Origin of the sequence: Vibrio sp. OPT20, from assembly GCF_963889365.1 — a bacterium.
Taxonomy (GTDB): Bacteria; Pseudomonadota; Gammaproteobacteria; order Enterobacterales; family Vibrionaceae; genus Vibrio; species Vibrio splendidus.
In genome coordinates this window covers 487,060-511,356 of record NZ_CAWPOA010000058.1, presented here as the reverse complement: position 1 = coordinate 511,356, position 24,297 = coordinate 487,060, and the positions used below count along the sequence as shown (strand labels likewise).

Here is a 24,297-nt window from a genome sequence, read left to right as displayed (position 1 = left end):
CAAATAAACACCCTGACCTAACAAGAAGATAGGTCTTCTTCCCACTGCATCAGACATCGGTCCGTAAAATAGCTGAGACAAGCCAAAACCCACCAGAAACAGCGTGACGAGCAGCTGTACATCTACCTGAGTCACACTTAAGTCAGAAGCAATTAACGGCAATGATGGCAAGTAGATGCTCACACCCACCTGCCCCGTAGCAATAATCATCATTGCTAAAAGTAACGGCGTTTTTTTAAAGGTCGATTGGCTCAAAAAATTCCCTATTCGTTTGATATTTGTTCATGATATAAGTTTATATTCAAAACCAGTAATTGATAATTAACCAAATTGGAATTTAATTAAGTCCTAACAGGAAATAATATGGATTGGATTCTCAACGTAAAAAGCTACGTTCGAGTAGTGGAAGAAGGCAGTTTCAATGGCGCCGCTCGCAAACTTAACACCACCAGCTCGGCAATCAGCAAAAGAGTAAACTGGCTCGAAGAGCGTATCGGCACTCAACTTTTAAAACGCACCACTCGCTCGATTAACCAAACCGAAGCGGGAGCACTCTTTTACTTACGGGCCAAGGATCAACTCGACAATTGGCAGTCAATTATTGATGAGACTCGCTCGGTTAACCAAACCCCGGCAGGCCTCTTAAAGATAGGCGCGACGATTGCTGTTGGCTCTAAGTTTCTGGTGCAATACATGGACGACTTCTTAGAAAAATACCCAGACATTAAGGTGCAGCTGATCACGACCACGCCAGTGCAATTACCAGAGCTGGGCTTGGATCTGGTGATCAGTCGTGAACTGGAACAGCTCAACTCGTTAAGCTTCAAGAAAACACCGCTGTTTGAACACAAGGCCAGTTTCTATGCTGCGCCGAGTTATCTTGCCAAACATGGTTATCCCACCAACGAGCAAGACTTAGAACAACACAACTCTTTAATATGGGGAGAGCGCCCAACCCGTGAAGTCACATTGACCAAAGGGCAGCGCATCACTTTGAACGGCAACTTTGCGACCACCAACCCTGAGGCTTTGTTTCACGCGGCGAAACGAGGAATGGGTGTGCTGTTAACCATCAAAGCAATGATCAAAGAGGATCTTAAACAAGGGACATTAGTTCCAGTATTGCCAAATATTACCGCCGACGAAGTGATGGTTTACGCGTACTACCCTAAGCTTGATTACTCACATACGCGAACTAAGTTATTTTTGGACCATTTGAAAGATAGGCTAGATAAAGAGAGAAATAACCAGATTTTGTGAAATAAGTCTCAACTTAATTTGAAAAATGATACAACGCGGCCAATAATAAACTAAGCGCATATAAAAATAGATGCGTACAAACTAAACACACAGGCTTACACGCTGGATCTGGTTAACTAGGGATGGTAGCTATGACTCAACAAACGTACAACAATATGATAGACACTGAGCGTATAGGGCGCTTGCTCAAGTTGGAAGGTATAGACCTTTTGGAATCAGCAGTGCTTACTCTGCACCAAATGTTCGATACTAAGTACACCACTATCATTGAGAAAAAGTACTTTCCAGACCAAATTGTTCCTTTAGTTATTGCTCATTCTGATCACGTCTTGCATGACAGAATCAACCCTCGTCATGGGCAAATCTATCAGCAAGCCGTTAATCAAAACCACCCTGATTGCTCATTTGCTCAATACGTTGTCAAATCACTACCTACATCTGCCTTTCGGCAAGAGATTACCTCACAGAATTCCATTGCGATTCCTACACGGACTCAAAGCGGTGAAGTCATGGGGGTACTTTTTTCTACGTTTACTTCCCCACTGAGTAATGCTCAGCAACAAGAAGCGATTAAACATCATCAACTTTTTTCGGATATCATCATCCACACCCTACGTGAGATGTGGTTCAACGATCGCTCTGAGCAACTGGTCAATCAACTCAGCTATGAAGTCTCACACGATAGCTTAACAGGTCTACTTAACCGCAGTTGCTTATCTGATACGCTAGAATCAATCACTCAGCAAAACTCAACACCGTTCACGTTAGCAATACTGGACATTAATAGTTTTAAAGCGATTAACGATCTTCACGGCAACTATGTTGGAGACAAGGTACTGCAACATCTGGCTGAGATTTTGAGACGAACACTCCCAGAAAATAACCTCACCTTTAGAACGGCAGGAAATGAGTTCGCCTTCATCACCTATTACGCCGACCCAACCGCAATTTGTGAACAAATCGTCGCCAAAGTAAAACAGGGGTATAACAGTATTGATCTTAGGATCGATTTTGATATCAGCATAGGCATCGCAGGATCAGCCGGAGATAGCAAAGACGTAGAGCAAATCATCTTCAACACCAGCTTGGCGTTGAAAGAATGTAAGCAATATTCGGGTACCCATATCAAGTGCTATGACACCCACTTAAGAGCTCGATATCAGAGAAAGACCGAGTTAATTGCGACCTTGAGAAATGAACTTGAAAACTCTATCTCGCTGAATAGCGGAATGTATGTTGTGGCTCAGCCGATTGTTGGTCAACAAGACAAACGTTGGAAGTATTTCGAAGTACTCACTCGTTGGAAAACAGAAAAGCACGGCGACATATCCCCAGTTGAGTTTATACAGGTAGCAGAAGAATCCGGACTAATTGTCGAGCTGGGTGAACGCATTATCGAACTGGTATGCCGAGCTAAAACGACATTAGAACAAGGCTTAGGATACAAGGTTAAGCTCGGAATAAACTGTTCCGCCCATGAGCTTACCGACTCTAAGCGTTACATTTCCTACCTCACTCGGACCATTGAACAGCATCACTTTAAGGCTGATGAGTTTGTTATTGAGCTGACCGAAACAGTATTGCTATCTCCAACTCAAGACACCAAAGACGCACTCAACTTTTTGCGAGAACAAGGCTTTACGATTGCGCTAGACGATTTCGGCACCGGTTACTCTAGCTTGAATTACATTCACAGCTATCCGATTGACTGCATTAAAATTGATGCCATTTTCATTCAAAATTTACTCACCAATTCGACATCAGAGAGCGTTGTTTGGTTGATCATCCAGCTTGCTCATCGACTCAACGTATCACTTGTCGCAGAGGGTGTGGAAAAGCGTGAACAGCTAGAGAAACTTCACGATATGGGGTGCGACAAGATCCAAGGATACCTATACTCGCCTCCTATGCGACCTGAAGCTATCGTGAGTTTAGTGACTCATTCAGAAGCACTCATTCAAAGCCCATAAAAATTAAAAATATAAAGCAGTAGCCAGACCAAAATCTAAAAAGCCGCGAAGCATGACTAAATACTTAAATATTTAGAAAAGCTCTCGCGGCTTGATTAATCGGCCTAATTTAGAGAAATCTATTAACTGTTATTAGATTGTGCTTCTAAAGCTACCTTTAACAGCTTATCAGCTTCATCTCTTGACGCTACGAACGTCGCTTTTTCCTTTTTAGGCACTGAATCAGCCATCGGAATATTCGCTGTCATCGCGTTCACAGGACGACCACGTTCGATTAACTCATAATGCAAGTGTGCACCCGTCACTCGGCCCGTTTTACCTGACAAGCCAATACGCTGACCACGAGATACCGTTTGTCCTTTACGAACTAAGATCTTACTCAAATGGAGATAACGTGTTTTGTAAGTGCTACCGTGCTGAATAACCACGTAGTTACCGGCGTATGGGTGCTTACGGGTCATGATCACTTTACCATCACCCGTCGCTTGAACTGGCGTACCAATTGGCGTCGCGAAATCTGTACCGTTGTGAGGTGAGACTCGGCCTGTTACAGGGTGTAAGCGCTTAGGGTTAAACTGAGAACTCTGACGCCATCCACTGCTCACTGGGTAACGTTGGAAAGCACGTTGTAAGCTATCGCCATTGGCATCGTAATATTGCCCATCAGTGTGTAAGTACGCAGAAACAACACGATTGCGATTCATGATCTTAATCGCTTCGATTTCACGCTTTCCGGTTGCGACACCATCAACAAATTGTGCTTTCTGAAGCACTTCAAACTGATCGCCAGCGCGCAGGTCGCGGCTAAAGTTCAACTTATCTTTAAGAAGCGTCACAATATGGTCAATCTCAAGACTATTCAGGCCAACCTTGTTCGCCGACATAGAGAAACTGCCGTGAATATCACCCACTAAAGGCTTTTGTTTCCATTCACCAGGAATAGAAATGTCTTCAAATTCATAGCTGCCATCTTCAAGTCGTCGGTAAACCGCTTTATCCGCAACACTAAATTGAATTTCCATTTTGGAAAGGTTGCCCGTCGCCTCATCACGCCAAAAACGTAATGTGTTACCTGGACGAAGTGTGTCTAGGGCAAGGAAGTTTAAATCGGTTTCCATCACACTCATCATCGATTTATAAGAAAATCCAAGTTGAGTGAAGATGCTACTCAAGTTATCGCCCGTTTGAATTTGATACTCAAACGTCGGCGGTTCGATAATCGCGACAGAAGAAGGTGATAGGATTGACTCAATAACGGTTGAGTCAGGTAAATCAAGATCGATCGTTTTCGTCAGATCCGATTCTGAAGATTGCAAAGCAATACCAAACGCTGCAATAAGTGGCAGTCCTAAAATAGCTACTTTTTTTACAGGTGAAAGCTCAGCAAACGGAGAGGAAAATATTTTTGAATACACGGTAAACAGGTCTTTCTACGATATAAAGGCATAGGATATGCTTTTCAAACGCATAAATCATCATTGCATTGTCATAATATGATGTGAATCTGCCCAATTTAGACTAAGTCATTGAGTTACCGTAAGTGGAAACCCGCTTCACGATTAATAATATTAACCGCCAAATAAAAAAGCAGAAACGGCTAGTTTCTGCTTTCTATTGATTCACGCTACGTCATCTCGATTAAGCGTTAACCGTCGATACCAAGCAATTGTCTTCACCAAACTCATTCGGGATATAACGATCAGCATTCGCATCGTTCACCCATTGTTGGTCATCAACTAGATAGCGAAATTGAAACTCGCCATCTTTAGGTAGGCGAGTTTTAAACTTGTAAACCTTCCCTTTGGCCAGTTTTTTCATTGGGGTGGCTTTCCAATCAAGAAAGTCAGCAACGATGGATACAGAGTTCGCTTCTTGAGCTTCTAGCTCGAAGGTCACTTCAACTTCATCTTTCGTCTTAAAAAAACGTTTATTAATCATTCGCAAGCTCCATTTGTAAAAATAGGCAGACACCAAGCATAAGGAGTGTCTAAATTTCATTCATCTAATTAAGATAATATGTAATTTAGCTCACATAAACAACAGATCCTTGCATTAACGAAAACGTTATTGCTTACCAATTGATTGCGTATCAAAAGAAAAGCTCATTAACACCTTTTCAGAAGGGGATTCTGCAAATGATTGTTCCGCAGAATGCTGAGTAAAGCCGATAAAACCTTCCCCTGTTTGTTTGCTATCGGATTGTAAATCTTGCTGCTGAGCGACCTCTAAAGTCTGAATTTGCACTCTATCGCCTAGAAAAAGCTGGTCGACTAGCACGACACGGCTTCGCTGCTGGTCATGTTTAAACAAGCCAAGATAATAGAACACACCACTGCCTTGGTTAGATACCCACATCGGCGCGACAAAGAAACTCGCCTTGCCCAACGTGACGACTGAAAGGTTGTTGGTGTCTACCGTTACCACACCACGCTCAACACCCGAGTCATAGCGCCCAAAGGCTATAGTTCTAGGTTCATCGACTTCATTAATAAAAGCGTACGCGTTGGTTTCGGGTACTTTAATTGTCCATGGGTTGGTCGTCTTCAAATCAAAAACGGTTTCAACAACAGGATCATAACTGACTTGAGAAGAAGGAAACTTCGCCAAGATCTCTTCGTCACTTAAGCTAAAACGATAAATACCCGCTAGTATCACCACAACCAGCATGACAATTGGAATCAGTAAAATCAGAGGTATAGGTAAGATTTTCTTTTTCATGAGCAATTATATTCTTTTGTTTTCATCCAGTTGTGCAGACCATAAAGGGCTTTAGTATAATTATCAATACAGGGTTAACCAGAAGTGGAGCATGGATGGATATCAATCATATTAAAGATAGAAATATCAGAAGTTGCGAATGCCGCTGTGGAGCAGTCAACCTAGTATGCAGAGGCGAGCCTCAACGAACCTCTGTATGCCATTGCTATGAATGTCAGAAACGCACCGGAAGTGTGTTTGGTGTTCAGGCTCGATTCCCAATAGAACAAGTCACATTAAACGGAGAAGTCACCTCTTTCTCACGCATCAGTGATAAAGGCAGTGAAGTGACCTATCAGTTTTGTCCTAAGTGTGGCACCACCATGCTCTTACAATCTGTTGCTGCTGCCGATTTTTATATCGTCCCGCTCGGATTATTTAATGAGCAAGACTTTCCGCTACCGAGCTTTTCAGTCTACGAAGAACGCAAACACGGCTGGGTCAAATTTGACCATCAAATGAGTCACTACAACTAGTCTGTTACTGAGCTTTATCTCGATAAAGCAACTGCATTAGAACAAACTGCAATACTGTTGCCTAAGATCAAATATCAACGCACCACAGCGCTAGCGTATCTTTTCGCTAGCGTTATAATCTGCTCCTCTTTTTAACCCAGGGTGAACCACATGATTTCTAAGCTACCTCGCTGGGTTGAATACGGCGCTTTGCTACTCGCAGGCCTTGCTGGCAGTGTTAATGCGATTGGCTTACTCGGCTTTCAGCATCAAGCGATCTCCCACATTTCAGGCACCATGTCTTTATTAGGCAGTAGCCTGCTCACACCAACTTCGGCTTCTTTACATCTTTTACTGATTATCATGAGCTTTATGTTAGGTGCAGCCTTCAGCGGGTTCTTTATTGAGAACCAAGCACTGAAGTTAGGGCGTCGTTACGGCGTTGCTCTGTGTATTGAAGGGGGATTGCTATTTCTAGCACTTTGGGCACTGTTACAGGGTTACACTTCAGGTCAATACTTCGCTTCAGCAGCCTGTGGTTTGCAGAACGCGATGATAACGACCTACAGCGGTGCGATCATTCGAACAACGCATATGAGCGGGATCATCACGGATCTTGGGATCATGATTGGTGCTCGCTTAAAGGGAATGCCTTTTGACCGTCGTAAAGCCAAACTGCTGATGTTCATTGTGGTTGGCTTTCTGTTTGGTGGTTTAAGCGGTGCTTGTCTGTTCCAGCGCTTTGAAATTTTGGCGCTGGCTTTCCCTGCCTCTTTCGCCTTCATTATCGCATTTAGCTACTGGCTCTACCTGACCTACCGAACTGAAACTCCAGTCAATTTATAAACATCTGGCAATATATCTTCAAGTTACGTAACATCCGCAACACTTTATTCTAAACTCTTAATGAGTTGCAGAATAACCAGTGTGAATAGTTAGCGATATTTGATGAATAGTATTGCAAGCACTATCAATACTGGGTAATCTTGCAGCCAATGAGAAAATACGGATGTTTAGAGAATAAAAACGCCAAGGATGTGGCTTTTTTACATGTAGAAATACGAGAACAATTAACATGTCTAACAACACGAATACTGCTCAACCAGAGAAATCTAAAGGCAGTTTCTGGGTTTTCTTAATCCCATCTCTGATTGGTTTATTCCTTTTCATGGCACCAATCAGCTACCAAGGTGATCTAACGATCCCTGTCGCTATTCTAGCCAAATCAATTCAAGCGGTTTTCGGTGAGTCTCTAGTTGCTATTATCACTGCAATCGTTGCCTTCATGTCTGTAGCTTCCGTTTTAAGCACCATTTTCAAGCCTGCATTCATTACATCGAACTCATTTTTAAACGGCCTTTTCAACCCATCTCCACTGTGGTTGTTGGTTCGTCTGATCGGTGGTGCTGCAGCATTCATGGCTTTCTTCCAAGTCGGCCCTGAATTTATTTGGGAAGAGAACACCGGTGGCTTAGTTCTTGAAGGGCTACTGCCGACTCTATTTTCAGTGTTTATCTTTGCTGGTTTGTTACTGCCACTACTACTTAACTTTGGTTTGCTAGAATTGTTTGGCACCTTACTAAGTAAAGTGATGCGCCCAATCTTCAACCTGCCAGGTCGTAGTGCTATCGATTGTATGGCTTCTTGGTTAGGTGACGGCAGTGTCGGTATCCTGCTTACAAGCAAACAGTACGAGAAGAAATTCTACACGCAGCGTGAAGCCGCTGTAGTTGGTACGACTTTCTCTGCAGTATCTATCACGTTCAGTCTTGTGGTTATTGCTCAAGTAGAGCTAGAGCACCTATTCCTGCCTTTCTACGCAGCAATCTGTCTAGCGGGTATTGTGGCTGCGGTAATCATCCCTCGCCTTCCGCCACTAAGTATGAAGAAAGACACCTTCATTGATGGCAGCAAGCCGCACAAAGACGCTGACGCGATCCCTGCAGGTCACTCAACATTCTCTTGGGGTCTTGAGCTAGCAGTAAACAAAGCATCACAAGTTAAGTCAGCTAAGTCAGTATTTGCTGAAGGCATCCGTAACGCCGTGGATATGGTATTTGGCGTACTGCCTGTGGTGATGGGCCTTGGTACGATGGCACTGGTTATTGCGGAATACACATCAGTATTCTCATTCCTAGGTCAACCTTTCATTCCATTCCTAGAGCTACTTGGTGTTCCTGAAGCGGTTGCAGCATCTGAAACGATTGTTGTTGGTTTTGCGGATATGTTTATTCCTGCGATTCTTGCCGCTTCTATCGACAACGAGATGACTCGCTTTGTTATTGCAGCAATGTCGGTAACTCAGCTGATCTACATGTCTGAAGTAGGCGCTCTGCTTCTAGGCAGTAAGATTCCAGTGAACATCCTCGAACTGTTTATTATCTTTATTCTGCGTACGTTAATTACACTTCCGGTTATCGCTGGTGTAGCACATCTAATATTCTAAATTAGACCCTACTGATATGGCGTAATTAAGAACTATTTTATAAAGCCTCACTTTTGTGGGGTTTTTTATTGCCAGTAAATACATTCCCTACCCGCTTAAAATACATTCACCTACCCGCCAAAAATAAAGCCAATATATAAAATTGGCATATCATTTAATTTCATATCTGTTTACCTTCCTTCTCGTCTGAGAATAGAAAACAACACACATAAACGCTAAATTAATACATTCTTAATGCCCTTACACTCCGATTAAACCAATTCTTCAACTCATTGAACCAAATAACAAAAGTAGCAAATATGTAAATAAGTGAATTTTGCATTGTGTGGGTTGTTGTATTTTTGTAGTCTATTTTGTGAAATTAAACTCAAGTAAATTTCAATCTAGTCGATATATATAATTACAAAAATACGATTAACTTTAGTCTTCGCAAAGTCTGTGAGAAGGGGAAAACTCAATGAAATTTAGCCATAAGGTGGTTGCTGCATCATCAGCCTTGCTGCTAGTGACAGTATCATTGCTTTCAATACAACAACTTTACACTGTAAGAAGTGCTGTAGAAAACCACGTCAATGCAAGCCTGAAAGAAATGGTCTCTGGCGTTAAAAATACCGTCGAATCAGAGATGAACGCCAAGAAAGCGTTGGCTCAATCGACGACTGAAGTCATCGAGATCAACCCTGAAGATCGTACTTACGTAAAAGAAATATTAGAAAAGCCAAAGCTTAAAAGCAGCTTCCTTGCGGTTGGCTTTGGTTACGAAGCAAACGGTTTCGTCATTGAAAATGATGACGGTTGGGAAGCCGGCCCTGACTACGATCCACGAATTCGCCCTTGGTACATTGATGCTAAATCCAAAAACAGTTTAGTTGTTACCGCTCCTTATGTGGATGCATCAAGTAAAAAAGTCATCATCTCTGTCGGTACGCCAGTCAAAGACAACGGCCGCTTCACGGCAGGTATGTTCTACGACCTAGAATTGACTAACCTTGCGACATTGGTAAACCAAGTGAACTTGTTCGATGCTGGCTACCTATTCCTAGTCACTGCCGACGGCACAACGATTGCTCACCCGAATGCGAAAAACAATGGCGAAATGCTTTCAAGCTACATGCCACAAGCAAGCATTCGTGAAGGCTCTCAAGAAATTGAAGTCGACGGCAAGATGTTCCTAGTGAACTTCACTCACATCCCAAGTGAAGATTGGTACATAGGTGCAATCCTTGATGAAGAGATCGCTTACCAAACCGTTGAAGATTTGAAAAACAGCTCAATGATCTACTCGTTGATTGCGGTTATTCTCAGCATCATTGCACTGACTGTGCTGATTCGTGTGTTAATGCGTCCACTTGATGTGCTTAACCAAGCAATTCAAGATGTGGCGAGCGGTCAAGGTGACTTAACTAAGCGCCTAGATACCAACACAGACCAAGAGTTCTCTGACCTAGCAAAAGGTTTCAATATCTTTACTGAAAACCTGCAAAACCAAATCATTCAATCAAAAGCGATTGGTGTTGAGATTAAGCGTGGTACTGAAATCACGGTTAAAGGCGCAGGCGAATCAGCAAACGCGATGAATACGCAACTGCAGGAACTAGAGCAGTTAGCAACCGCAATGAACGAAATGGCGGTGACGGCAACAGAAGTAGCGAATAACGCTCAAGGCGCAGCAGCAGCAGCCCGTGAAGCTGACGAAGCAACGCTAGACGGTACATCTGTAGTCAGTGATACCACTCAAGCGATTGATAACCTTTCAGCACGTATCGACCAAGCGGTTGCAGAAGTACAAGTACTGGAATCAGCAACAGCCAACATCGAAACGATTCTCAAAGTGATCAACGATATTGCAGACCAAACTAACCTACTCGCATTGAACGCAGCGATTGAAGCAGCACGTGCTGGTGAATCTGGTCGTGGCTTCGCAGTCGTAGCCGACGAAGTTCGAACTCTGGCACAACGTACTCAAGAATCGACCACTGAAATCCGCAACATGATCGAGCAACTCCAAGCGGGTGCAAGCTCAGTATCGAACGCGATGAACCAAAGTAAAGACACAGCCACTGACGCCGTAGAACGTGCTCAGCAAGCAAACTCTTCACTTGACCGTATCCGTGACGCGATTCAACGTATCTCAGATATGAACATTCAGATTGCTTCAGCAGCAGAAGAGCAGAGCTTAGTAGCGGAAGAGATCAACAACAACACAGTTAAGATCAAAGATCTTTCAACACAAGTATCCAACGCGGCTCAAGAAGCAAACACGGCAATGCAGGTACAAACTGACAATGTTCGCCAACAAGACGAGCTATTGAACAAGTTTACGGTTTAGCAGAAATTTGTGTTAATCAGCGCTTAGCTTAACCAACACATAGTTTAATCAGCGTTCCGCCAAGAACCTAAAAAACAAAAGACCCGTTTACTAGATGCAAGTAAACGGGTCTTTCTTTTTTCGACTTCTCTTTCTAACCGATCAGACTTAACTCATAACAGGCTCGAATTAGTTCGTTGTCAGCATCATGCACTGATTAGATTCAACCTGAATGGTTAGCGTCTTATCGACACAATCAAACACTGCACCAGACAATAAATCCGTTACTGTACCAGTCCAAGTCAGGGATGCCGTTTTACTTCGCTTCGACTTGTTGATCACCACAATGCCTTTGTCGCCACGGACAAACACCAGCAAATCATCATTTGCCTCAACCACACGCATCGCTTCGCCATGAACATGGTTATGAAACTGAATCATGTTTTTCATGTAAGGCGCTTGCCAATCGTTAAGCCAACGAGGCTGACCGTTCTGATCCAGAATGCCGCTGGTACTTAGTTCACTGTAAACAAGCGGCACACCGCCGTCTCGACCAAGAATAAAGGCATGAGCTAATCGCTCGTCAACTTCACCCATTACGTGATCCAAAAATACTTCATTATTTGGAATATCATGAGTGACGGCAAAAGTGATTGCTCGCATATTCGATAACGCCTGACCAAAACAGTAAGGGTTGATCAGAGATTTAAAGCTGCCCTGCTCTTCAAAGGATTTGAAGATGGTGTTGAACAGAGGGAAATCGTAAGCGCCTAAGCGAGTGTGTTTGAGGTAAGGCTCAAGGAACAACTCGTACTCTTCTTTGGTCGCACCACCATCAGTAATGATCTCGCCAAAGATGTGCATTTCTTCGCAGATATCATCAGTCCACACCTTGCGTAGATGTGACAGTGTCATGTGTTTCGCTGCGTCTATACGAAACCCTTTCACGCCAATCTCTTTTAAGGCTTTTAGGTAAGCTCTCTGCTGAGCGACTACATTGTCGTTGTCTAACAGCGTTGGCAAGCCAGGGTCACTAACTCCACCGGTAATACGTCCGTTCTGTACTTCCCAAGTGTCTTTCCAGTTTTTGATACCAAACGCTTCAACAAAGTCGTTTTCATCAAATAAAGGCTTAGAAAGATCGCCAAACAAACGTATAGATTCGTAATAGTCAGCATCTTCTTGATAAGACGCCATGTCTTGCTGATTTGGATACGTTAAATCGCCACGGATACCCGACTCATTGGCCATGTGGTTAAACACGACGTCAACATAGGTACGAAGCCCGTGTTGCTTTAACGTGTTCACCATCGCAGTGAAATCTTGCGTGTCACCAAGCTGATTATCAATCACACGATAATCTTGTGGTTGATAACGCTGCCACCATTGGGTGCCAGAATCACGGTCACAACCTTTTGGTCCGCGTAACGACTTCATTGCCGGTGATACTAAAACAGATTTATAACCCAACTCTTGGATCAGTGGGGCGTTCTTCATTACGTCAGCGTAGCACCAGTCAAAGGCATGCAAAATCACATCTGTCGCTGGGTTGCTTAACATAGCTGAACTATCCATGTTGTTCTCCTACCAAACTTGTTTACAGCTTTCTAGATAAATACAAAGGCTAAAAGGCAAAGCTGCATAAATTTCCTTAAGAATGGTACTTATTATATGAGTTACTCATTAAAAACCCTCCTCCTCCCACCGATTAGTCACGGCGGATAGTCAAGGGCGTAGTGCCAATTATCGCATAACGTCTGGGATGAACACTCAGCCATAGTGCTTTTAAATGCGCAAAAAAGTGACAAAAAAGGAGCGTATATACGCTCCTTTTATTCAATCTAACACATATTTATCACTAAGTTCTGTAAAGAACCTTCACGACGTGCCAGCCAAATTTGGTTTTTACAAGATGTGGTACTAGCGTCTCGCCAGAGAAACAAACCTTATCAAACTGAGGCACCATTTGACCTTTTTTGAACTCGCCTAGGTCGCCGCCCTTTTTACCAGATGGACACGTTGAATGTTTCTTCGCTAGCGTTTGAAACTTAGCGCCTTTTTTAAGCTGCTTGATGATGTCTTCTGCTACTTCTTTGTGCTTCACCAAAATATGAAGCGCTGCTGCTGTTCTTGCCATGATAATTCTCAGTGTGTTGCGGTCAGTTTACTTACGACGGTTTAGAACATCGTTAATGAACTGACTGTTGTAATTCTGTTTATCGCTAACGACTTGTCGACATAAAACCATCGACAGCGCGCGTTTAGCGTGATTTTAACCCAAGAACTGTCAATCTTCACTCTATAACCGAAAACAACTGCCTTAAAGCCCCTAAAAACCGTATAGTGACTTGCCGACACCCCTGTTTCCCTTTAAATTAATCCTTATAAATTAAGCGCGTATTAAGTAGGAGCCACTTATGGCCAAACCGATCAGTAAAGCGAGTCAGTCACAGGGAATGTTGATGTTCAAATTATCCCTTACTCAAAGTTTTGCGATTGGCACGCTTAAGGTAAGAGAAATAGTGCCTTTTCAGCCGATGACTCAAATCCCATACTCCCATCATCACGTGATTGGGACTGTGACCATCCGCGATCTTACCGTTCCAGTCATTGATATGTCTGCAGCGATTGGCTTTCGACCGATAACACCCGCTGAATACCAAGATTGTGTGCTCATCGTCACCGACTGTTTAAGAACAGTAGTGGCCTTTTTGGTTCGTTCGATTGATAAAATCATTGAATGTGATTGGAAAAGCATTGAATCGCCACCCGCCAGCGTGGGTCGTAATGTGTTTGTGACGGGTATTACGCGTTTTGAAGATCGTATCGTGCAAATGCTCGACGTGGAGTTATTACTTTCTAAGATCTACCCGGCTTATGAAAACGCACATATTCCAATGCTGACCGATGTAGAAAGGGAGCGTCTCAAAGCGCTGAATATCTTATTGGTTGATGACTCTTTAATCGCGCGGAAACAGCTATCAGATGCCTTAGACAGCATCAACATCCCTTACAGCATTTGTAATAACGGCTTAGATGCGATCGATCTAATGCGTCGCCAAGCCAGCGCTGGCAATGCAATTGATCTTCTCGTGAGTGATATTGAGATGCCTGGACTCGATGGCTATGAGCTTGCGTTTGAAGTACAAAATGACAGCGCACTGAGTCATGCCTACTGTATTTTGCATACCTCACTGTCCAGTGAAATCTGTGTCGACCGAGCCAATCAGGTGGGTGCACATGAAGCGCTTGAGAAGTTCAATGCGGGCGAATTAATCGAAGCCATGCTACGCGGCGCAAAAGTCTTAAACGAAGCATCTACGGCTGCTTAGACGCTATTTTGGAAGCTAAACCTAGCATCATGCTTAATGGTTTAGCTTCTTAGCTTCTTAGCTTCTTAGCTTCTTAGCTTCTTAAGGATTAGTTATTAGATATGAATCAATATAGAGCTCTTCCTTAAGATTTCTTTGGCATAGAATAACTCTTACTCACAAATTCCACTTCTTCAACTTCATTGACATGATTGGTAAAAGACGCCAATGCATAGAGTGTGTTCGCGACTAAGTTAGCGTATTTAAAAAGAATCGGATCTGGCGACTTTTTGCTTTCATGATGCTCAATACTCACCAAGGCTCGCACGACTTTTTTAGCCTGACAGCGACATAAGTGAAGCTCGCTAGACACCCGGTGCCCACCGGGTAAAACAAAGCCTTTGAACCCGCCTTCTAGCTGCTCACGGATACAATGATAATCTTGCTTGAGCTCGACCAATTCAGATTCGGTGATGGCAAGCTTACCGCGCACAGAGCCATTCAAATGGTAGATGTTTGACTGCAAGCGTTGCAGGATCTCACGAACCTGAGGCTCTAGCTCTAAAGACAACACCAATCCAACTCGGCAACAAAGTTCATCCGACAAAATCTCAAAATCACAGATAGGGCTGTCTTCATAGATAAATGGGTAACAGAACTCGTCCCAATCTCGACTTACTGGTTTCACGTACCGATCCTTACACATAAATAGTCATCAAACGCCAATATATCAAACTCTTTGATTTAGACATAAAAAAGCCCTCACATTGGAGGGCTCCTGAAGAAATCAGTTAAACGAGATTACTCGTTAGATACTTTTTTGTGGCCTTCTTGTAGGTGAACGAAATCCACCAGATCGTCGCCAGACACTTGGTATGCCTGACCAAAGCCTTTAACGAATAGGCCGTTCTCTGCTTTAAGGTTGAATAGAGAGAAGTCTTGAAGTTGGCTCAAACCATCAATGATTTCACCAAAACGTTCTTGCATCTGGCCGATCACTTGAGTCCAAAGTTCCGTTTCACGCTCAACAACACTAGCTTGAGCATCAAACGTTAGACGCTTGCGTGCGTAAAGCTGCTTCGAGCTCTCTTCGTCTTCAATCATCATCAAAGATACTTGAGGATTAGCCTTCAAGTTACGAGCGTGACGAGCAATATCAGAAATTAGAACAAAGTAACCTTCTTGGTTCTGAACGAAAGGCGCGTAACTTACGTTCGGGCGACCTTCTTCATCAACCGTTGCAAGTTGAAGGGTACGGCGCTCTTGGCGAAACTCTTTAATTTCTGGACCTAGGCGACCTTGTAGACGTTCTTGTTTTACTTGCTGTTCCATGGGCAATTCCTTTCTTCACTTTCTCTGATTTATTATTTTTGCCCGAGGTTGAGCGATCATCAGCGAACTAAACGATCCTCGAGCATTGATGTCTTGTTTAAGCCAGTTGGCAACCCTATATATGATTGCTGCTGATTATTTACTATTGACTGTACTTAAGCTTGTTCTTTTAGTGCTTTAAAGCGTTCAACTTGGTCGGCAATAAGTTCACGCTTTTCATTGCGGCCTAGGTAGATCTTAAAAATGTTCTCGCCCGTTTCACTGAAGAAACCGAAGTAATGACTTTCACGACCCATGAACGCCTTGCTCACCAAACCAACATGTTTGATGTTGTCGAGTTTCAGGTGACCATGAAGCTCGCCCTCTTTGCCCATCAAGTTGTAGTAACCACGCGCTACTTTGCCTTTCGGGAATGGCGCTTTTACTTCAAAGATAGAACCAAATGAATGCATAATTGTGGTCACCGGGCCCCAGCCCACTAAACCTTCTAGAATCTCTTGAGCACGGCTGCCATCTAGCATTACCGCCATGTCGTTCGGAAAGGCTGCTACCACTTCAACCTCTGAAACACCTAGCTTCTCAGCAATTGCTGTTGGCAGTAGTTTTGGCTCTTCTTCTAAAATTCGAGCTACGCTTTGTTCTAGAGTTTCTGTCATTTCTAATGTTGTATCTGTCATTGAATAGGTTTCCGTATAAACGAGTAATTTACGTAAGTTATAAACTAAAAATTCGATATTAAGCGTGCTTCAAGCTTGCATGCGGGTGAACGCCCGAACCTGACACTTTCGGCGCTGGGTGCATCGCTTGATATTCAGCGTTAAGCACTTGAATTACACTCTGCGCTAGGCTTACCGCCCAAAAACTACCCGCGATAGTCAGGCTCAAATAATCTTCCGAAAGCTCGACTAGACCATTCTTTTCCCAGTGCATGAAAAGAGGCTTCAAGTAATCGAATGTGTCTTGTCCCATAAAGGTCGGTAACGTGCTTCTTCTAACAACACCAGAATCAAAACCTGCCTTCAATGAAGAGAAGCTTGGCTCTAGTGAGCTTTGCTTCGTCATCATGGCAATAGGTAATTGACCTTGCTTTATAGACTCCATGTAGCTGTCTAAAGTTCGATGTTGCATTACTCCATGACCACCGATGTTGCCACCAGCGCCACAACCAATGGGTAGAACTTCGGCATAAGTTTTCGCTAAGCTGTTGTAAATGCTGCGTTCTCGATTATCACGAGTCCAGTGATTCACGCTCAGTTGCTTGACCTTATTTTTTGCCATGAACTCAACACCCGCCAAATACATACTCGCCTTATCTGGCGTATTGGCCGGTGGTGGTATTTTTCCTTTCTCAACGAGATTCAGCATAGGAGCATTGCCCGAAACAATCAGTTGGTAGAGGTCAATGCCGTGTGCGCCAGTAGACATGTAGTCTTCTAAATCTTGTTGGAACACTTCCATAGACTGGTGCGGTAATCCGTATAACAAATCAAGAACGATCGGAGCTTGCTCGGTACGGCTCAAAGCACTGATACGTTCCAACACCACTTCACGGTCATCTAAGCGCTTGGCGCTGCGTCGAACCTGAGTGTTAAAACTTTGAATTCCGAATGAGAAGCGATTGAAACCACCTTCAAGCGCACGATCAAACATCTCGTCGCCAAAGCGATTGATGCGTCCTTCCAAGGTCATTTCCACATCGTTTGCTAGTGGGAAATATTGGCGAATAGCCTTGCCTAACTGCTCTACTTGTTGAGGAGACAAATCGGTAGGTGTTCCGCCACCAATGTAGACGGCGTGAAATAATCCAGACTGAGCCCAAGGCGTTTTGGCTTTTTGCTTTAGCTCAACCATCAGCGCATCAAAATACTCATCCACTAATTTACGGCTGGCGGCATTTTGGAAGAAATTGCAGAACGTACAACGCACGCGACAAAAAGGAATATGGATATACAAGCAGCGCTTATCCTGTTTCTTCCCTTCACTCAGCATCAGTTCATCAAAGAGCTCCAACTTCTTGCTCGGGTCGACCGGTATTGAACTTCCTCCGGCATGGGCAGAATGCTTTTTAGCAAACGCAAAACGAAGCGGATCAGGGCTAGAAACACCCAAGATTGATTCGTCATACTTATAGATATTAAGACTCATATAATCTCTCTAAACACTTACATAGCAAAGTCTGGAAGACTATTCGCTAAAACTGAAATAATCATAAATAGACGCAAATGATAATGCAATTGATAATTGATCTTATTTAGATTCTAAGCAATAATCCGATACAGATTTTGGATTTGGTAAAGGATTGAGTGTGAACGTTCCTAGATATGTTATTGCAGGCGGTGCATCGTTAGTTATTCATGCGGCGCTATTATTTGTCGCTCAAGAATCCAAAGTATTCGCGATGCCTGCAGGTAGCCAATCGAACACGGTATCGATCAACTTCACTCCCAAGAGCACGCCTTCTCCAGCTCAACAAAAAACCATCACAGAGCCGGTTGAACCAAAACTAATCAAAGAAACGGTCTCACAAGCTGAACCTGTCGAACCCAAGGCCGTTGAGCCAAAGCAAGCCAAACCGACACCAAAGAAAAAAGCGATCACCAATAAGCCTCAACCCAAGAAAGTAGAGAAAAAGGTTGTTGAAAAGAGAGTCGAGAAGAAGCCGATTAAAAAGAAACCAGTGACTCAGAAAAAGGTCGTTAAGAAAGAACGCCCAGAACCAAAGTCCAAACCAACGCCTCAACCAGAAAAACTGGCCGATAAGAAAGTCGATAGAAATCTGGCCGAGTCTGCCAACCAACCTCAGCAAGTAAACCAAGGCGTATCAAACCAAGAGCCTGTGCTAGTCACTAAGCCTTCGTTTTCAGCTCCTCCTACTCCCCCGACTTACCCTCGACAGGCAAGACGTCGTGGTATTGAAGGGGTCGCAATTTATGAGGTCTGGTTAGACGCGGAAGGCAAACAAATTAAGCAAGCATTAGTAAATTCATCAGGCGTACTAATACTCGACAACGCCGCTTTAGACGCCATTAAAAAATGGAAGTTCTCACCCCACACTGTCAATGGTCGAGCGATTGCTCACCGAGTACAACTACCTGTTCGTTTTAGGTTGGAATAATCATGCAACAAATCAGTTACTTACAAGATCAACTTGGCTTAATGACTTGGCCTCTTCTTATCTGTTCAGCATTAACCGCAATGATCATCGCTGAACGTGTCTTCCAAGTGATGTTAAGCATTGGTGTTGGCAAACGCGCCATTCGTCGCGAGCTCAATCAAATATCACCAACCAACAGCAAAGAGATTGAGGCTCTCGCTCAGTCTATTTCTGGTAAACGACCGCTGCTGTACAAGGGCGTCTCGATGTTGCTTGCTCACCACTCTTTTTCGAAAGGACTACGTGAAGATGCGGCAGGCATCTGGCTACAAGAAAAACGCCACCAGCTGCATGCAGGTTTAAGATTGCTTGGTTTAATCGGCGTGATCAGTCCACTAATTGGCTTGCTTGGTACGGTGCTTGGTCTTATTGAGATGTTCAAAGGTGTAGCTGCTACCACCGGAAGTATTACACCTAACGATCTAGCTGACGGCCTTGGCTTAGCAATGAGAACCACAGCTGCAGGTTTGATGATTGCACTGCCTGCGATCTCAGGGTCTCAACTGCTTGGACTTTGGGCCGATAGGGTTTTGGCGCAGCTAGAACATACTTTGAATTATGTGAATGTGTGGTTAGAAGGCATGTCGATTCAAACTAATCAGTCTGACGAAACTAAAGATTCATCATTAAACAAAGTCGCTGTCGGTGATGCGAGACAAGCATGATTAAAACGCCCCACTCATCTCAAACACAAAGTTTAGCTCCGGACTTAACACCGCTGCTCGACATCATTTTTATCGTGATGGTTTTCCTGCTGCTGACAGCATCGGTGAAGTTGGAGTCATTAGAAGTCGAACTGCCGAGCTCTGATATTAAGAACGTTTCTGAAGTTCATAAAGATTCGATTAGCGTCAATATCTTAGATCACGAACCCTACTGGGCGATTAACGGCCAAGAGTACATCGACTGGGAAAACTTCAAGATTGCATTGCTAGAAGAAACAGGCACATCAGACAAGAAGCCGATCATCATTGGTGCAGATAAAGCCGCCAACGTTGAGAACCTAGTGAAATTGCTGTCTTTCCTTCAAGAGAACGGAATACCAGCGACTCAATTGCTCACTGAAGATGGCTAAAACAACTCTCAATTTTCATGAGACCTAACACCTTTTATAAGGTTTGGCTATGTACTGGTTGAGTACTCAAACCAAACTTCTATCGATTCGAACTCAACATGCGAACGGACTGCTCACTGAGTATCTTCGCGATTACTCTCCATCAGAAGAAAGTATAAAGAAATTATTATGAAAGACTTAAAAATGCTCAACAAATTAAATAATAACAAAAACTTACTCGCAATCGCTGCAATGAGTTTGGTACTAACAGCACCTATCGCCAATGCTAACGACGCTGAGCTACCTCGAATCATCAGTGCGGGCAGTGCTGTGACCGAATTGGTTTTAGCTCTAGGTGCTGAAGAGCAGTTAGTGGCGATTGATGTGACCAGCCATTTCCCTCAAGCAGAGAACCTGCCGAAGATTGGTTACCACCGAAACCTTTCAGCAGAAGGCTTGATTGCTTTAGAGCCAACGACACTAATTGGCTCAGATGAAATGGGACCTGACAACGCGATTTCTCAATTGAAATCTGCCGGTGTCGATGTCGAGATCGTCAATACCGAAGCAAACGTTGAGGGGTTATTAAAGCGTATCGACCAAATCGCAAAAATTACCCACACCGAAGCTCACTCACAGCAAGTCAAAGCTGAAGTAAATAAGAAGATTGCAGCACTAAAAGCAAACCAAGTACCCAACAACGAAGCGAAGAAAGTTCTGTTCTTATTATTACATGAAGGTCGCCCGGCGAACGTTGCTGGCGGTGAAACGTCACCAAACGCGATCATTGAATTGGCTGGCGGTGTAAACCCTGCGGCTAAAAGCCTGACGTCTTACAAACCACTATCGATGGAATCACTCGTTGAAATGCAGCCTGATGTCATCTTGGTGAGTGGCCGCAGCTACCAAAAAATGGGCGGCGCTGACGCCATTCTTAAATCGCTGCCTATGTTAGCAGCGACTCCTGCTGGCATGAACAAACAAATCATTACCGTAAAAGGCAGTGCATTAGTCGGCGGACTTGGCCTCGAAAGCCTTTCAGAAGCCAAGCGATTAAACGCTCTTATCTATCCGTTATAACTTATCTATCCGTTATAACTTATCTACCCGCTATAACTCGACCACCCTATTCTTACTGTTGCTAGCTCAGTTTCCATTACCTACCCGCTTTTCCGCAATGTTGGTGATGGATATTGAAGCTAGCGATGGACATTGAGGCCCTTTATGTTGCTACGATCCGTCCCACTGAAAACATCGATGTTAGGCCTAGGGGCTACCCTAGTCTTCGTCGCACTGTTCTCAATTACCGTTGGGCCAATGAACATTAGCTTGGCTGACAGTGCAGCGAGCTTACTCCAACCAAACAATGATTTAGCCCCACACATCAATTTAGTGATTCAAGAGATTCGCTTACCTAGAACTATTTTGTGCATGCTAATCGGCGCGATTCTCGCGTTATGTGGTGCGGTTATGCAGGGGCTATTCCGCAACCCGCTTGCTGAGCCGGGGATCATCGGTGTCTCTGCAGGCGCGGCATTAGGTGCAGCGTTGGCTATTGTTCTTTTCTCTGAACTCTCATCGCAATACCCGGCCTTCATGAATTTTGCGGCCGTTCCTGTGTTTGCCTTTTTAGGTGGCGCTTTAACCACACTCTTAGTCTATAAACTAGGCACGGGTAAGTTCGGCACTTCTGTCACCATCATGTTGTTGGCGGGTGTGGCGATCAGTGCGCTCTCTGGGGCTGGTATTGGGTTCTTGAACTTCATCGCTGATGACCAAATGCTGCGTGATCTTTCATTATGGTCGATGGGTTCACTAGCAGGAGCGAAGTGGTCAGGCATTTTGCTTGCTGCTGTTACGCTCGTAGCACTGTTTATTGTTTTTTACCGTCAAGCGATGTCACTGAATGCCCTGCTCTTAGGTGAGTCAGAAGCGCAACACCTTGGCATTCCAGTACAAAAACTCAAACGAAAGCTCATTCTACTCACTGCTGCAGGCGTTGGTATCACAGTGAGCCTGTCTGGCATGATCGGATTCATCGGACTCGTTATCCCTCATTTAGGTCGTATGTTGGCAGGCCCAGATCACCGAGTTCTTTTGCCATTGTCAGCAGTACTAGGCGCACTATTGCTAACAGCCGCAGACATGTTCTCTCGTGTGGTACTGGCACCAGCAGAATTGCCTGTAGGTATTGTCACCGCGATCATCGGCGCTCCCTTCTTCTTGTATCTACTATTTCAACAGAAAGGGAGAATCCTTTAATGTTTCCTTCAGCATTAAGAGCGACCGATATCGAAGTGAAGTTCGGCAGCAAAGTAATATTAGATGGCGTTTCTATTGAGATTGAGGCAGGAAAGGTAACCACACTGCTTGGGCCAAATGGCGCAGGAAAAAGCACGTTACTTAAAGCCTTGTGCCAAGAGATATCAAGCAACGGTGATATCCAATATTTTGGACACACCAAAGACAAATGGCCTTCTCAAAAATTGGCGAAGCACCTGGCTATGCTACCTCAGCACAGTACGTTGACCTTCCCATTTTTGGCACATGAAGTTGTCGAGCTTGGTGGTATTCCTCTGCAAGAGTCCAACAAGAACCTCACCAACATCGCTAGTCAAAAAATGGATGTTGCCGATGTGACTCACCTGAATGAAAGGCTCTACCCTTCGCTATCCGGCGGTGAAAAACAGCGTGTTCATTTGGCTCGAGTGCTAACCCAGCTTCACTATTCTGGTGACCAATGTATCTTGATGCTTGATGAACCCACATCAGCACTGGATCTTGCCCACCAGCACAACACCTTAAAGATCGCGAGAGAGTTAGCCGACAACCACAATGCCGCGGTTATCGTAGTTTTGCATGACTTAAACCTAGCCGCTCAATACTCCGACCGATTAGTGGTATTGAAGGATGGACACTTAGTTTGCGATGGAAGTCCTTGGGAGGCGCTAAAGCCGTCAATGATTGAAGACGTATACGGATACAAGAGTATCGTCGAAAAACACCCAACCATGAGCTTCCCTCAGGTTCATCCCGCACAATAAACACAATCAAAAACTGGCGCATTTAGAGTATTCGTTCCTTCTAACGCCGACACCATTCAAAGCCTCGATTTAGTCGAGGCTTTTTTATTGGCTCACAGCCTCTCTCTCGCCTTAAACTCAATTTTGTTAGTAACCATAGCAATAAGCTATAAAACGGCTCACCCGGAGCGTTTGAGGCTCTAGAAATAAACATAATCAGTTAGTGTTGCTAAGCTTTTCGCAATTGAGGTTGAATGTAAGACTCGAGCGTAAGCATATAAAAAGAAAAGAAATAACTTCATTTGGCACAAAGCAAGATAGCAGAAGCGATATGAGTTCGAGAGAAAAAGAGAAAGAGAAAGAGAAAGAGAAATTGCAGACACAAAAAAAGCCCCCGTAGGAGCTTCTTTTATCGTGTGTTGATTACTGACTCATGCGAATCAATGACTTACCAATCAACCACTCTAGTTCTTTACCGCTAGTATCACCAAACTGAGTTTCAGTCAGCTTGTATAGACGGTCAATACCGTTTGCAGCGAACTCATGAGCGCTCTCAGCAGTAACGATATGATGGAAAAGTAAACGTAAAATTGCTAGGAACTCAGCGTCTTCAAGTGCTGCAACCCAGCTTGCTGAAAATGCGTCAAGGCCATTTTCAAAGTCAATGTGTTCCATAAACATCTTGAAAATACGACCGTCTAAAGCAGCAGTAAAATCCGTTTTCTTAGGAAAGTGATGACTAATACCTGTACGAGAAACGCCTGTTTGTTGACTCAATGTCGTGTATGACATCTTGTCGTAACCCAATCTCAATAGCTGGTCCACAACGGCATCCATGATCTTCTGGATCGTGATTTCTGTATCTTCTTTACTACGCTTTGGCATATTCAGGCTCTTCTCTTTGTAAATCCATCTAACTCAATCAAATGAAGTCAGAATGAAAATCGTTATCAGCATTATGTGAGCAAGATGTTTTTTCGCAAGTATTTAGAACTAAATGCACACAAATACTATGTACGAACAATTTTACAGTGATGTCTCTTTGGACACTTTGTCTAATTATTCTTCGAAAATCACCTTACAATCCTAAGTCGATAATTTTAAATAACGACTTCGAATATGAAATACCCAACGAAAAATTCATTGTATAAATACCTATCAAGCGATAGATAGTCTTATAAAATCATTCCTGACGCAACTAAGTGAATGATATTCTGACAAATTAAT

The 24,297-nt window shown here is 43.8% G+C and carries 24 protein-coding genes; 13 read left to right on the top strand and 11 right to left on the bottom strand.

What is annotated here, in order from left to right; translation table 11 throughout:
- A partial coding sequence (locus tag AACR09_RS14335) for an MFS transporter (RefSeq protein ID WP_228010603.1) occupies window positions 1-255 on the bottom strand: 255 nt, incomplete at its 3' end.
- Between the two features lie 108 nt (window positions 256-363).
- Between AACR09_RS14335 and AACR09_RS14330 the strand changes: the two genes are divergently transcribed.
- Window positions 364-1,260 carry a LysR family transcriptional regulator gene (locus tag AACR09_RS14330; RefSeq protein ID WP_193835242.1) on the top strand — a complete coding sequence of 299 codons (897 nt, stop codon included), beginning with the start codon at window positions 364-366 and terminating at the stop codon, window positions 1,258-1,260.
- 131 nt (window positions 1,261-1,391) lie between these two features.
- Window positions 1,392-3,230 (top strand): putative bifunctional diguanylate cyclase/phosphodiesterase, encoded by a 1,839-nt coding sequence (locus AACR09_RS14325; RefSeq protein ID WP_193835241.1) that lies wholly within the window; start codon window positions 1,392-1,394, stop codon window positions 3,228-3,230.
- A gap of 122 nt (window positions 3,231-3,352) precedes the next feature.
- Here the strand turns inward: AACR09_RS14325 and AACR09_RS14320 are convergent, their stop codons facing one another.
- From AACR09_RS14320 to AACR09_RS14310, 3 genes are all read right to left on the bottom strand, one after another.
- Entirely contained in the window at window positions 3,353-4,645 is a 1,293-nt protein-coding gene (locus AACR09_RS14320) for a peptidoglycan DD-metalloendopeptidase family protein (protein WP_017077403.1), read from the bottom strand.
- 223 nt (window positions 4,646-4,868) lie between these two features.
- Window positions 4,869-5,168, bottom strand: coding sequence for an isoamylase early set domain-containing protein (locus AACR09_RS14315; protein ID WP_009845720.1), 300 nt, complete (start codon window positions 5,166-5,168; stop codon window positions 4,869-4,871).
- A gap of 126 nt (window positions 5,169-5,294) precedes the next feature.
- On the bottom strand, window positions 5,295-5,948 hold the full coding sequence (locus AACR09_RS14310) for a hypothetical protein (RefSeq protein ID WP_193835240.1): 654 nt from the start codon (window positions 5,946-5,948) through the stop codon (window positions 5,295-5,297).
- Between the two features lie 32 nt (window positions 5,949-5,980).
- Between AACR09_RS14310 and AACR09_RS14305 the strand changes: the two genes are divergently transcribed.
- The 4 genes from AACR09_RS14305 (at window position 5,981) to AACR09_RS14290 (ending at window position 11,217) form a co-directional block, all read left to right on the top strand.
- The gene (locus tag AACR09_RS14305) at window positions 5,981-6,463 is read left to right on the top strand and encodes a GFA family protein (RefSeq protein WP_181257916.1); all 483 of its coding nucleotides are present in this window, start codon (window positions 5,981-5,983) and stop codon (window positions 6,461-6,463) included.
- Window positions 6,464-6,613: 150 nt separating this feature from the next.
- The gene (locus AACR09_RS14300; RefSeq protein WP_004731845.1) at window positions 6,614-7,288 is read left to right on the top strand and encodes a YoaK family protein; all 675 of its coding nucleotides are present in this window, start codon (window positions 6,614-6,616) and stop codon (window positions 7,286-7,288) included.
- Window positions 7,289-7,517: 229 nt separating this feature from the next.
- Complete coding sequence (locus tag AACR09_RS14295) at window positions 7,518-8,888, top strand: YjiH family protein (protein WP_004731847.1); 1,371 nt, start codon at window positions 7,518-7,520, stop codon at window positions 8,886-8,888.
- A 457-nt stretch (window positions 8,889-9,345) separates the two neighbouring features.
- Entirely contained in the window at window positions 9,346-11,217 is a 1,872-nt protein-coding gene (locus AACR09_RS14290; protein WP_193835239.1) for a methyl-accepting chemotaxis protein, read from the top strand.
- A gap of 168 nt (window positions 11,218-11,385) precedes the next feature.
- Here the strand turns inward: AACR09_RS14290 and AACR09_RS14285 are convergent, their stop codons facing one another.
- Window positions 11,386-12,771, bottom strand: a complete 1,386-nt coding sequence (locus tag AACR09_RS14285) for an alpha-amylase family glycosyl hydrolase (RefSeq protein ID WP_032546436.1) — start codon at window positions 12,769-12,771, stop codon at window positions 11,386-11,388.
- A 283-nt stretch (window positions 12,772-13,054) separates the two neighbouring features.
- Complete coding sequence (gene ppiC, locus AACR09_RS14280) at window positions 13,055-13,333, bottom strand: peptidylprolyl isomerase PpiC (RefSeq protein WP_004731852.1); 279 nt, start codon at window positions 13,331-13,333, stop codon at window positions 13,055-13,057.
- Window positions 13,334-13,613: 280 nt separating this feature from the next.
- Here ppiC and AACR09_RS14275 point away from each other — a divergent pair, with 280 nt between their 5' ends.
- Window positions 13,614-14,528, top strand: coding sequence for a chemotaxis protein (locus AACR09_RS14275; protein ID WP_004731853.1), 915 nt, complete (start codon window positions 13,614-13,616; stop codon window positions 14,526-14,528).
- Between the two features lie 124 nt (window positions 14,529-14,652).
- On the opposite strand, the gene AACR09_RS14270 is transcribed toward AACR09_RS14275, so the two are convergent.
- The 4 genes from AACR09_RS14270 to hutW form a co-directional block, all read right to left on the bottom strand.
- On the bottom strand, window positions 14,653-15,195 hold the full coding sequence (locus tag AACR09_RS14270; protein ID WP_193835238.1) for an ATP:cob(I)alamin adenosyltransferase: 543 nt from the start codon (window positions 15,193-15,195) through the stop codon (window positions 14,653-14,655).
- A gap of 113 nt (window positions 15,196-15,308) precedes the next feature.
- Window positions 15,309-15,839 (bottom strand): heme utilization protein HutZ, encoded by a 531-nt coding sequence (hutZ, locus tag AACR09_RS14265; protein ID WP_004731858.1) that lies wholly within the window; start codon window positions 15,837-15,839, stop codon window positions 15,309-15,311.
- Window positions 15,840-15,994: 155 nt separating this feature from the next.
- Window positions 15,995-16,516, bottom strand: coding sequence for a heme utilization cystosolic carrier protein HutX (gene hutX, locus AACR09_RS14260; RefSeq protein WP_029405101.1), 522 nt, complete (start codon window positions 16,514-16,516; stop codon window positions 15,995-15,997).
- A gap of 58 nt (window positions 16,517-16,574) precedes the next feature.
- Entirely contained in the window at window positions 16,575-17,984 is a 1,410-nt protein-coding gene (hutW, locus tag AACR09_RS14255; RefSeq protein ID WP_193835237.1) for a heme anaerobic degradation radical SAM methyltransferase ChuW/HutW, read from the bottom strand.
- A gap of 160 nt (window positions 17,985-18,144) precedes the next feature.
- Here hutW and AACR09_RS14250 point away from each other — a divergent pair, with 160 nt between their 5' ends.
- From AACR09_RS14250 to AACR09_RS14225, 6 genes are all read left to right on the top strand, one after another.
- Window positions 18,145-18,954 (top strand): energy transducer TonB, encoded by an 810-nt coding sequence (locus AACR09_RS14250; protein WP_108194313.1) that lies wholly within the window; start codon window positions 18,145-18,147, stop codon window positions 18,952-18,954.
- A gap of 2 nt (window positions 18,955-18,956) precedes the next feature.
- Window positions 18,957-19,658, top strand: a complete 702-nt coding sequence (locus AACR09_RS14245; RefSeq protein WP_017087354.1) for a MotA/TolQ/ExbB proton channel family protein — start codon at window positions 18,957-18,959, stop codon at window positions 19,656-19,658.
- Entirely contained in the window at window positions 19,655-20,068 is a 414-nt protein-coding gene (locus AACR09_RS14240) for an ExbD/TolR family protein (RefSeq protein ID WP_017077389.1), read from the top strand. The genes AACR09_RS14245 and AACR09_RS14240 overlap by 4 nt, the downstream gene beginning before the upstream one ends.
- Before the next feature lie 168 nt (window positions 20,069-20,236).
- The gene (locus tag AACR09_RS14235) at window positions 20,237-21,127 is read left to right on the top strand and encodes a heme/hemin ABC transporter substrate-binding protein (protein WP_193835236.1); all 891 of its coding nucleotides are present in this window, start codon (window positions 20,237-20,239) and stop codon (window positions 21,125-21,127) included.
- Window positions 21,128-21,271: 144 nt separating this feature from the next.
- On the top strand, window positions 21,272-22,309 hold the full coding sequence (locus AACR09_RS14230; protein WP_193835235.1) for a FecCD family ABC transporter permease: 1,038 nt from the start codon (window positions 21,272-21,274) through the stop codon (window positions 22,307-22,309).
- Window positions 22,309-23,091, top strand: a complete 783-nt coding sequence (locus AACR09_RS14225; protein WP_193835234.1) for a heme ABC transporter ATP-binding protein — start codon at window positions 22,309-22,311, stop codon at window positions 23,089-23,091. The genes AACR09_RS14230 and AACR09_RS14225 overlap by 1 nt, the downstream gene beginning before the upstream one ends.
- 402 nt (window positions 23,092-23,493) lie before the next feature.
- On the opposite strand, the gene AACR09_RS14220 is transcribed toward AACR09_RS14225, so the two are convergent.
- Window positions 23,494-23,955 (bottom strand): TetR/AcrR family transcriptional regulator, encoded by a 462-nt coding sequence (locus AACR09_RS14220; protein ID WP_004731875.1) that lies wholly within the window; start codon window positions 23,953-23,955, stop codon window positions 23,494-23,496.
- Window positions 23,956-24,297: the final 342 nt, after the last annotated feature.

Excerpts from the sequence above, each read along its gene's own strand:
- hutX (WP_029405101.1), bottom strand. The coding sequence starts at position 16,516 with ATGACAGATACAACATTAGAAATGACAGAAACTCTAGAACAAAGCGTA.
- AACR09_RS14325 (WP_193835241.1), top strand. The coding sequence starts at position 1,392 with ATGACTCAACAAACGTACAACAATATGATAGACACTGAGCGTATAGGG.
- AACR09_RS14230 (WP_193835235.1), top strand. The coding sequence starts at position 21,272 with ATGTTGCTACGATCCGTCCCACTGAAAACATCGATGTTAGGCCTAGGG.
- AACR09_RS14330 (WP_193835242.1), top strand. The coding sequence starts at position 364 with ATGGATTGGATTCTCAACGTAAAAAGCTACGTTCGAGTAGTGGAAGAA.
- AACR09_RS14225 (WP_193835234.1), top strand. The coding sequence starts at position 22,309 with ATGTTTCCTTCAGCATTAAGAGCGACCGATATCGAAGTGAAGTTCGGC.
- ppiC (WP_004731852.1), bottom strand. The coding sequence starts at position 13,333 with ATGGCAAGAACAGCAGCAGCGCTTCATATTTTGGTGAAGCACAAAGAA.
- AACR09_RS14285 (WP_032546436.1), bottom strand. The coding sequence starts at position 12,771 with ATGGATAGTTCAGCTATGTTAAGCAACCCAGCGACAGATGTGATTTTG.
- AACR09_RS14240 (WP_017077389.1), top strand. The coding sequence starts at position 19,655 with ATGATTAAAACGCCCCACTCATCTCAAACACAAAGTTTAGCTCCGGAC.
- AACR09_RS14300 (WP_004731845.1), top strand. The coding sequence starts at position 6,614 with ATGATTTCTAAGCTACCTCGCTGGGTTGAATACGGCGCTTTGCTACTC.
- AACR09_RS14275 (WP_004731853.1), top strand. The coding sequence starts at position 13,614 with ATGGCCAAACCGATCAGTAAAGCGAGTCAGTCACAGGGAATGTTGATG.
- AACR09_RS14295 (WP_004731847.1), top strand. The coding sequence starts at position 7,518 with ATGTCTAACAACACGAATACTGCTCAACCAGAGAAATCTAAAGGCAGT.
- hutZ (WP_004731858.1), bottom strand. The coding sequence starts at position 15,839 with ATGGAACAGCAAGTAAAACAAGAACGTCTACAAGGTCGCCTAGGTCCA.
- AACR09_RS14235 (WP_193835236.1), top strand. The coding sequence starts at position 20,237 with ATGAAAGACTTAAAAATGCTCAACAAATTAAATAATAACAAAAACTTA.
- hutW (WP_193835237.1), bottom strand. The coding sequence starts at position 17,984 with ATGAGTCTTAATATCTATAAGTATGACGAATCAATCTTGGGTGTTTCT.
- AACR09_RS14245 (WP_017087354.1), top strand. The coding sequence starts at position 18,957 with ATGCAACAAATCAGTTACTTACAAGATCAACTTGGCTTAATGACTTGG.
- AACR09_RS14220 (WP_004731875.1), bottom strand. The coding sequence starts at position 23,955 with ATGCCAAAGCGTAGTAAAGAAGATACAGAAATCACGATCCAGAAGATC.
- AACR09_RS14290 (WP_193835239.1), top strand. The coding sequence starts at position 9,346 with ATGAAATTTAGCCATAAGGTGGTTGCTGCATCATCAGCCTTGCTGCTA.
- AACR09_RS14310 (WP_193835240.1), bottom strand. The coding sequence starts at position 5,948 with ATGAAAAAGAAAATCTTACCTATACCTCTGATTTTACTGATTCCAATT.
- AACR09_RS14315 (WP_009845720.1), bottom strand. The coding sequence starts at position 5,168 with ATGATTAATAAACGTTTTTTTAAGACGAAAGATGAAGTTGAAGTGACC.